The organism is Streptomyces sp. NPDC058685, from assembly GCF_042714725.1.
Lineage (GTDB): Bacteria > Actinomycetota > Actinomycetes > Streptomycetales > Streptomycetaceae > Streptomyces.
Genome location: NZ_JBHXSL010000058.1, coordinates 36,935 through 45,232 on the forward strand (window position 1 = coordinate 36,935; position 8,298 = coordinate 45,232).

The following is an 8,298-nucleotide window of genomic DNA, read 5'->3' on the forward strand; positions in this document are numbered from 1 at the left end:
CCCCTGACGCCCCCTGACCTGCCGTCGGTTACCCGGCAGTCAACTGGGGGTGGCCAGCCGGGCATTGCCCCCGCTAGGTTCACCGCGTCACAGGTGAACCAAGGGGAGGGTGAATGAGCAAGGCGCTCAGATGGCTGCTGTCGCTCGTGGTGCTCATAGGCACGATGAGCGCGGCCGGCGCGACGGCGGGTGCGGCTACCGCCGCGGAGCCTGCGCCCGGCACGGACATCAAGGACCGGATCCTCGCGATTCCGGGCATGAGTCTCATCGAGGAGAAGCCGTACACCGGGTACCGGTTCTTCGTCCTCAACTACACACAGCCGGTCGACCACCGGCACCCGGGCAAGGGGACCTTCAAGCAGCGGATCACCCTGCTGCACAAGGACACCAACCGGCCCACGGTCATGTTCACCTCCGGCTACAACGTGAACACCACACCGCGCCGCAGCGAGCCGACGGCCATCATCGACGGCAACCAGGTCTCCGTGGAGTACCGCTTCTTCACGCCGTCCCGTCCCGAACCGGCCGACTGGTCGAAGCTGGACATCTGGCAGGCCGCCAGCGACCAGCACCGCCTTTTCACCGCGTTGAAGAAGGTGTACGCCAAGAAGTGGCTCACCACCGGCGGCTCCAAGGGCGGTATGACGGCCACGTACTACGAGCGCTTCTACCCGCGCGACATGGACGGCGTCGTCGCCTACGTGGCCCCCAACGACGTGCAGAACAACGAGGACTCGGCCTACGACCGCTTCCTCGCGGGCGTCGGCACCGCCGAATGCCGCACCAAGCTCAACAACGTGCAGCGTGAGGCGCTGATCCGGCGCAAGCAGCTGGCGGCGATCTACACCCAGTACGCCGCCGACAACGGCTACACCTTCACGACGGTCGGCTCGCAGGACAAGGCGTTCGAGGCTGTCGTCCTCGACTACACCTGGGCGTTCTGGCAGTACAGCCTGCTGGCGGACTGCGAAGCGATCCCGGTCGCCAAGACGGCGACGGACCAGCAGATCTGGGACAGCATCGACGCGATCTCCGGGTTCTCGTTCTACACGGACCAGGGCCTCGCGCCGTACACGCCGTACTACTACCAGGCCGGCACCGAGCTGGGCTCGCCCGACATCAAGCAGCCGCACCTCAAGGGCCTGAGCCGGTACGGCTACCAGCCGCCGCGGAACTTCGTGCCGCGCGACATCCCGATGCGCTTCAAGCCGTTCGTCATGGACGACGTCGACCACTGGGTGCGCGACAACGCCCAGCGGATGATGTTCGTCTACGGTCAGAACGACCCGTGGGGCGCCGAGAAGTTCCGCGTGGGCAAGGGTGCCCGTGACAGCTATGTGTACGTCGCCCCCGGCGCCAACCACGGTGCCAGCGTGGGTGCTCTGGTCGCCGACCAGAAGGCCGCCGCCACCGCCTCCATCCTGAAGTGGGCGGGCGTCGCCCCGGCCACCGTCCAGCAGGACGAGGCCAAGGCGAAGCGTCTGACGGCGTACGACGCGAAGCTCGACAAGCGTGACATCGAGCGGGAGCCGTCCCTGCGGCCGTGACGCCGCCGCGTGGGCTGTGCCCGCCGTGTCACTCACACACGGCGGGCGCAGCCCACCGCCTTGTTCCCGCCCAGATGCACGTACAGGGCCGTCGACTTCGGGCACTGGGCCTTCTCGGCACGGGCGGATGCCACCGTGAACTCGGGCCGGTGCTCACCCGATCCGTCGCAGGCCGTCTCCTTCACCTGCCCCTCGGCCGCGGTGTAGACGCAGTCGCCCACCAGCGTGTGCGGGCCGCCGCCCCCGCCCGGGTCGCCCGGGTGCGGCGGCAGCAGATTGCGCATACAGGCGTAGCCCTGGCCCACATCGCCGTCCCCGTCCTCGTCGGCCGACGGGCGCCCCTCGGAGATGTGCAGAACGAAGTCGGTGGGCACGGGACAGGCCGGCCCGGTCGAGGACCGGCCGCCGTACCGCGCGAGGACCCGGGCCGCGGCCCGCTCACTGGCGCACGGCACCTCCCCGAACTCCCGGGCGCGCGAGGCGCAGTCGCCCCGGCCCAGGAAGACCGCCCCGTGGTCCGGTGAGGGGGACGCGGCGGCGGAACCGGACGGTGTCCCGGCCGCGGCCGGCCCGCCCGCCGTCTGCACACAGCCGGCCGTCAGTGCGACCAGCACGAGTACCAGGGCGCTCACCGCGCCCGCGGACCGCCGAATTCCTGCCATACGGACCCCCCGGGCATCCGGCCGTACGGCCGGTGCGTCCAGGGTGGCCCGCCGAAGCGGGCCACGCCAGCCGCACGGAAGGCCGCAGGACGATTGCCGGTGGTGCGCCGGTGGCGGTGGCCGGATGAGATACGTCAGTCGTACGACAAACCGTGTCCCACGGGATACAGCACCCGGCCCGGGTCGTCCGCGCGCGGGACGGGTACGGGCAGCCGGCCCTCGGGGTCCGTGCGGCCCGCGACGACCCGCGCCGCCGCCCGCAGTTCGACATCGGTCCAGCAGTACGTGGCGAGCGCCGCCGGCACACCGCCGAGGTGGGCGATGTCGTACGGGTTGCGGATGGCCAGCGCCACCACCGGCACACCGGTCGCCACCAGCCGGGCCACCAGCGTGCGCTGGGTGCTGGTGGCGGTGACGTTGTAGGTGGCGACGACGATCGCGTCCTTGCCGCTCGCCGCCGCCACCGCCTCGTCGATCTTCGCGGCGGCCGGAGCGGTGCCGGTGGACAGGGCGGTGGCGGTGAAGCCCAGTTCGGTGAAGGCCTTCGCCAGTACCGCGGTCGGCGGCCCGGTCGTCCCGGTCGGGGAGGCGGGATCCGCGCCGACGACGAGCAGCCGGGGCTCCCTGCGGCGGCTGAGCGGCAGCAGCCCGCGCTCGTTGACGAGCAGGGTCGTCGTGCCGTCGGCGATCCGGTCCGCGGCGGCCAGATGGGCGCGCGTGCCGACCTTGCGCTCCACACTCCCTTCCGAGACGAACGGCCGGCGGAACAGCCCCAGACGCTCCTTGAGGCGGAGGATCCGCAGGATCGATTCGTCGAGGCGTTCGACGGTCAGCTCGCCGCCCTTGACGGCGTTCAGTACCGCGCTCCAGGCGACGGCCAGGTCCGGCGGGTTGAGCAACTGGTCCACGCCCGCCTTCAGCGCCAGCACCGGCACCCGGTGGTCCCCGTACTTGTCGCGCACGCCCTGCATGTTGAGCGCGTCGGTCACCACCACGCCGTCGTAGCCGAGTTCCTCGCGCAGGATGCCGGTGAGGATGGGACGGGAGAGGGTGGCGGGGTCGTTGCTCGGATCCAGGGCGGGGAACTGGATGTGCGCCGTCATGATCGAGTCGATCCCGGCGTCGATCGCCGCGCGGAACGGCGGGGCGTCGATCTCCTCCCACTCCTGGCGGGTGTGGGTGATGACCGGGATGCCGGTGTGGCTGTCGACGGTCGTGTCACCGTGGCCGGGGAAGTGCTTCGACGTCGCTGCCACCCCGGCGCTGCGGTAGCCGCGGACCTGGGCGGCGACCATCCGGGCGACGGCCGCGGGGTCGGAGCCGAAGGAGCGCACCCCGATGACAGGGTTGGCCGGGTTGACGTTGACGTCCGCGACCGGGGCGTAGTTCTGGAGGATGCCCATGGCGGCCAGTTCGGCCCCGGCGATCTCCGCCGCGCCGCGGGCGTCGGACCGCGAGCCGCCGGCCCCCAGGGCCATCGCTCCGGGCAGCAGGGTGGCGGGCCTGCCCACCCGCGCGACGATGCCGTGCTCCTGGTCCGTGGAGATCAGCAGCGGCAGGGGGGTGGGCTGGCCGAGGCCCGCGCGCTGGATACCGTTGGACAGCCCGGCGATCTGCCGGGGATCGCGGGTGTTGTGGGCCCAGGCGAAGTAGATGATGCCGCCGACGTGGTACCGGGCGATCAGCTCGGCGGCCGTGCGGACGCCCATCTCCTTGAGGTTCAGGTCGATGTCCGCCTGGTCGGGCGCGGTCGCGGAGTGCCCGTACACCCGCATGACGAAGAGCTGGCCGACCTTCTCCTCGAGGCTCATCCGGGAGATCAGGCGTTTCAGCCGGTCTCGGTGGTCATGGGACACGGATCCGGCGGCGTACGCGGGGACCGCGGCGGCACTCGCCGCCACGGCGGTGGCGGCGGTCGCGCTGAGAAGGGTGCGCCTGGAGAGGCTCCGGTCGTGCATGGGTGCTCCTTCCGGCCTTGCTCGACAAGGGAGTTGAAGGAAACTTCCAAAGCACACGGATAGCCCGAAAATTACTGCCAGGTCAAGGGTGCGGCAAGGAAAAGCGCGCGCGCCGCGCGAAAGGTCACCGGTACGGAGGCCGCCACCGGCGCTTCGGAGGGGGCGCACCGGTGGCGGCGGGGCCGCCGGCCGCATGCGGCGGGAGAGGGAGGGATCGGCGCTCGCGGGTGGAGCAGCGAGAGCCGACACCGCACTGCGGGTCGCATCCGACGGAGTGGCGGGTTAGACGGAAATGCGGGAGGGCGGGTTGCCTCGCGGGCCGGAACCGGTGCGGTTGGGGGAGATGAGGTTCCTGTGGCGCTAGCCCTCGGTCCGCGGCCCCGGGACGCCGGGACCGCCCCGCCCTTGCCCCGACGGCCACCCGGGCCTAGCGTTGACTCAGTCAAGGAAAAAGCTGGGAGCCCACTCATGCCGATCCAGGAGATCCGCGCCTTCAACCGCTTCTACACCAACCTCATCGGCGCGCTCGACTACAGCAAGCACCTCTACACCCCCTACACCCTCACCGAGTCCCGCGTCCTCTACGAACTCGCCCACAGCCCCCGGACCGACGCCGCCGACCTGCGCGCCGAGCTGTCCCTCGACGCCGGGTACCTGAGCCGGCTCCTCGCCAAGTTCGAGCGGGACGGGCTCGTGGCCCGGGCGCCGTCCGAGAGGGACCCGCGGCGGCAGCGCATCACCCTCACCGCCCAGGGCCGCGAAGCCGCCGCCCTGCTGGACGAGCGCTCGCGCGAGGCCGTGGGGACGCTGCTCGGCGGGGTCACCGCGGAGGACCGGACCCGGCTGGTCGCGTCGATGCGGACCGTGCGCGAGATCCTCACCCCCGACCGGCCCGCCCACCGCGAGGGCCCGGTGCTGCGCGACCCGCGCCCCGGCGACCTCGGCTGGGTCGTCCAGCGGCACGGCGCCGTGTACGCGGCGGAGTACGGGTGGAACGCCGACTTCGAGGGCCTCGTCGCCCGTATCGTCGCCGACTTCGCCCAGGACCACGATCCCCATCTGGAACGGGTGTGGATCGCCGAGCTGGACGGACGACCGGTGGGCTCGGTGATGTGCGTAAGGGACGACGCCCCCGCCACCGCGCGGCTGCGGCTGCTCCTGGTGGAACCCGAGGCGCGCGGGCACGGTCTGGGCGACCGACTCGTGCGCTCGGTGGTGGATTTCGCCCGCGAAGTGGGGTACCGGGAACTGGTGCTGTGGACCAACGACGTACTGACCGGAGCCCGCCGGATCTACCAGCGGGCCGGGTTCACCCTCGTCGCCGAGAAGCCGCACCGCTCGTACGGAGTGGATCTGGTCGGCCAGGACTGGCGGCTGCCCCTGCAGGAAGGAACGGTCAAGTGAAGTTCGCCTTCTCGACGCTCGGAGTGCCGGGCATGCCCATCCGGGACGTGGTCCAGCTGGCCGCCGACACCGGGTACCAGGGGGTGGAGCTGCGGGCCGACCGCGAGGAGCCGGTGCACCCGGGGCTCGGGGCCGCCGAACGGGCCGCCGTCGCGGACGAGTTCTCCCGGGCCGGTGTCGAGATCCTCGCGGTCTGCGGGTACACCGGCCTCGCGGCCCCCGGCGAGGACGCGGCCGTGATCCAGGAGGTCGAGGAGCTGCTGCGGCTCGCCAAGGACGTCGGCGCGCCGCATGTGCGCGTCTTCCCCGGCGGGGAGGGCCAGGACCCGGCGAAGGCGGAGGCCGTCGCCGCCCGCCGGCTCGGCGCGGCCGCCGAGACCGCGGCCGGGCTCGGCGTTCGGATTCTCGTCGAGACCCACGACTCCCACCGGACCGGCGCCGGGGTCTCCCGCATCCTCGGACCGGTCGGCCATCTGTACGCGGGCGCGATCTGGGACGTGGTGCACCCCTGGCTGGAGGGCGAGGAACCGGCGGTCGCCCATGCCGCGCTCTCCCCGTTCCTCGGCTACGTCCAGGTGAAGGACGTGGCCTCGGCCGACGACCTCGCCCCGCTGCCGCTCGGCACCGGTGTGCTGCCGCTCGCCGAGTGCCTGGCCCAGCTCACCGACGAGACGTGGCTGAGCTGGGAGTACGAGAAGCGCTGGCATCCGGAGGCAGCGGACCTGCCGGCACTGCTGGCGCCGGGACGGATGCATCTGGAGCAGCTGCTCGCGACAGCGAGGTGAGCGCGACACCACCGACGAGGAGCACCGCGGCGCCCCAGCGCAGCGGGCTCACCGACTCGTCCAGCAGCAGCGCGGCGGACGTCATGCCGAAGACGGGCACGAGCAGCGAGAAGGGCGCGACGGCGGAGGCGGGGTAGCGGCGCAGCAGGAACCCCCAGGCCCCGAAGCCGAACACCGTCGCGCCCCAGGCGACGTAGACGATGGTCCCGGCGCCGCTCCAGTCGAGGGAGCGCAGGGCGTGCAGATCCGCCGAGGGGCCCTCGAACAGCAACGAGAGCGCGAGGAGCGGCAGTACGGGGACCACGGACACCCAGACCATGAAGTTCAGGGCGTCCGGCGGGGACGCCTTGCGGGTCAGCACATTGGACACACCCCAGCAGGCGGCGGCCGCGACGACGAGCACAAAGCCCAGCAGCGGTCCCGACGTCCCCTCGTCGACGGCGGCCAGGGCGATGCCGCCCAATGCCACAGCCATGCCCAGGACCCGTGCCCTGCCCGGCCGTTCGGCGAGCACGACCGCCGCGAGGACAGCGGTGAACACCGCCTGGATCTGGAGCACGAGCGACGACAGCCCGGCCGGCATGCCCCGGTCCATGCCGATGAACAGCAGCCCGAACTTCGCGACCCCGAGCGCCAGCCCGACCCCGATCAGCCACTTCCAGGCGACCTTGGGGCGACCCACGAAGAAGACGGCGGGCAGCGCGGCCACCAGGAAGCGCAGCGCGGAGAACGGCAGCGGCGGGAAGTGCCCGAGGCCGAGTTCGATGACGACGAAGTTGACTCCCCAGACCGCGGCGACGGTCACGGCGAGTGCCATGTGTACGGGACGCATGGGTCGAGGATCACGGGCCCGGACCATGTAGCACCAGCGCGGGTTTCTTCATGGTGGAATTGAGCGTTACTTACGAATGGGGGTGGGTCGTGCTCGATCTGGGACGCCTGCGGGCGCTGCACGCGGTCGCGGTGCACGGTTCGGTGGCCGCCGCGGCGACCGCGCTCGGGTACACCCCGTCCGCGGTGTCGCAGCAGATCACCAAGCTGGAGCGGGAGACGCGGACGACGCTGCTGGAGCGGCGGGGACGGGGGGTCGCGCTCACCGACGAGGCGAAGCACCTCGCCGGGACGGCCGAGGAACTGCTCGCGATCGTGGAACGCGCCGAGACCACGCTGGAGGAACGGCGCGGACAGCCCACAGGCCGCCTGACGATCGCCGCGTTCCCGTCCGCCGCGCGCGGACTGATGCCGGGTGTCCTCGCCGAACTGGCCCGGCACCCCGCCCTGGACGCCCGCCTCACCGAGGTCGACCCGCATCTGTCCGTCGACCTCGTGGCCCGCGGGATGACCGACCTCGCGGTCGCCCACGACTGGGACATCGCCCCACTGCCCGCGCCGGACGGCGTCGAACAGGAATACCTCGGCGACGACCTGTGCGATCTGCTGGTGCCGGAGGGGCACCCGCTGGCGTCCCTGGCATCCGTACGGCGCGAGGACCTCGCCGGTCAGCGCTGGATCTGCCAGCCGCCGGGCACGGTCTGCCACGACTGGCTGATACGGACGCTCCGGGCGACGGGGAACGAGCCCGACCTCGTCCACCAGGCGGAGGAGAACCACACCCAACTGGCGCTGGTGGCGGCGGGGCTGGGGATCGCGGTGATGCCGCGCCTGGGGCGGGGGGCGCTGCCGGAGGGGGTACGGGAGGTGCCCCTGACGCCGGTGCCGAGGCGGCGGCTGTACGCGCTGTGGCGGGAGGGGGCGGCGAGACGCCCGTCGATCGCGGCGACGGTGGGGGCGTTGCGGGGTGCGTGCGGCTGAGCCACGGGTGCGGGCTCTTGTGGTGCGGGTCTTGTGGTGCGGGTTCTTGTCCGGTGCGGGTTCTTGTGGTGCGGGTGCGCCCGGTTGGTGGGTGGGTGCGGGGTTCGGGTTCTCCGGAGGGGGGTGTCCG

Annotated in this window: 6 protein-coding genes and 1 pseudogene; 4 read left to right on the forward strand and 3 right to left on the reverse strand. The window is 72.0% G+C overall.

What is annotated here, in order from left to right; all coding sequences use genetic code 11:
• Positions 1 to 113: 113 nt before the first annotated feature.
• The gene (locus ACFWU3_RS31300) at positions 114 to 1,547 is read left to right on the forward strand and encodes a S28 family serine protease (RefSeq protein ID WP_384444431.1); all 1,434 of its coding nucleotides are present in this window, start codon (positions 114 to 116) and stop codon (positions 1,545 to 1,547) included.
• A gap of 32 nt (positions 1,548 to 1,579) precedes the next feature.
• Here ACFWU3_RS31300 and ACFWU3_RS31305 read toward each other — a convergent pair whose 3' ends face one another.
• Complete coding sequence (locus tag ACFWU3_RS31305; protein ID WP_384444432.1) at positions 1,580 to 2,209, reverse strand: hypothetical protein; 630 nt, start codon at positions 2,207 to 2,209, stop codon at positions 1,580 to 1,582.
• Between the two features lie 134 nt (positions 2,210 to 2,343).
• Positions 2,344 to 4,167, reverse strand: a complete 1,824-nt coding sequence (locus tag ACFWU3_RS31310) for a glycoside hydrolase family 3 protein (protein ID WP_384444433.1) — start codon at positions 4,165 to 4,167, stop codon at positions 2,344 to 2,346.
• A gap of 468 nt (positions 4,168 to 4,635) precedes the next feature.
• On the opposite strand from ACFWU3_RS31310, the gene ACFWU3_RS31315 reads away from it, so the two are divergent.
• Positions 4,636 to 5,571 carry a GNAT family N-acetyltransferase gene (locus ACFWU3_RS31315; protein ID WP_384444434.1) on the forward strand — a complete coding sequence of 312 codons (936 nt, stop codon included), beginning with the start codon at positions 4,636 to 4,638 and terminating at the stop codon, positions 5,569 to 5,571.
• Positions 5,568 to 6,341, forward strand: a pseudogene (locus ACFWU3_RS31320) (sugar phosphate isomerase/epimerase family protein); the annotation flags it as partial. The gene ACFWU3_RS31315 and the pseudogene ACFWU3_RS31320, both read left to right, overlap by 4 nt.
• Here the strand turns inward: ACFWU3_RS31320 and ACFWU3_RS31325 are convergent.
• Positions 6,232 to 7,188, reverse strand: a complete 957-nt coding sequence (locus ACFWU3_RS31325) for an EamA family transporter (protein ID WP_384444435.1) — start codon at positions 7,186 to 7,188, stop codon at positions 6,232 to 6,234. The pseudogene ACFWU3_RS31320 and the gene ACFWU3_RS31325 overlap by 110 nt on opposite strands.
• Positions 7,189 to 7,277: 89 nt before the next feature.
• Between ACFWU3_RS31325 and ACFWU3_RS31330 the strand changes: the two genes are divergently transcribed.
• The gene (locus ACFWU3_RS31330; protein WP_384444436.1) at positions 7,278 to 8,168 is read left to right on the forward strand and encodes a LysR family transcriptional regulator; all 891 of its coding nucleotides are present in this window, start codon (positions 7,278 to 7,280) and stop codon (positions 8,166 to 8,168) included.
• Positions 8,169 to 8,298: the final 130 nt, after the last annotated feature.

Excerpts from the sequence above, each read along its gene's own strand:
- ACFWU3_RS31310 (WP_384444433.1), bottom strand. The coding sequence starts at position 4,167 with ATGCACGACCGGAGCCTCTCCAGGCGCACCCTTCTCAGCGCGACCGCC.
- ACFWU3_RS31300 (WP_384444431.1), top strand. The coding sequence starts at position 114 with ATGAGCAAGGCGCTCAGATGGCTGCTGTCGCTCGTGGTGCTCATAGGC.
- ACFWU3_RS31325 (WP_384444435.1), bottom strand. The coding sequence starts at position 7,188 with ATGCGTCCCGTACACATGGCACTCGCCGTGACCGTCGCCGCGGTCTGG.
- ACFWU3_RS31305 (WP_384444432.1), bottom strand. The coding sequence starts at position 2,209 with ATGGCAGGAATTCGGCGGTCCGCGGGCGCGGTGAGCGCCCTGGTACTC.
- ACFWU3_RS31315 (WP_384444434.1), top strand. The coding sequence starts at position 4,636 with ATGCCGATCCAGGAGATCCGCGCCTTCAACCGCTTCTACACCAACCTC.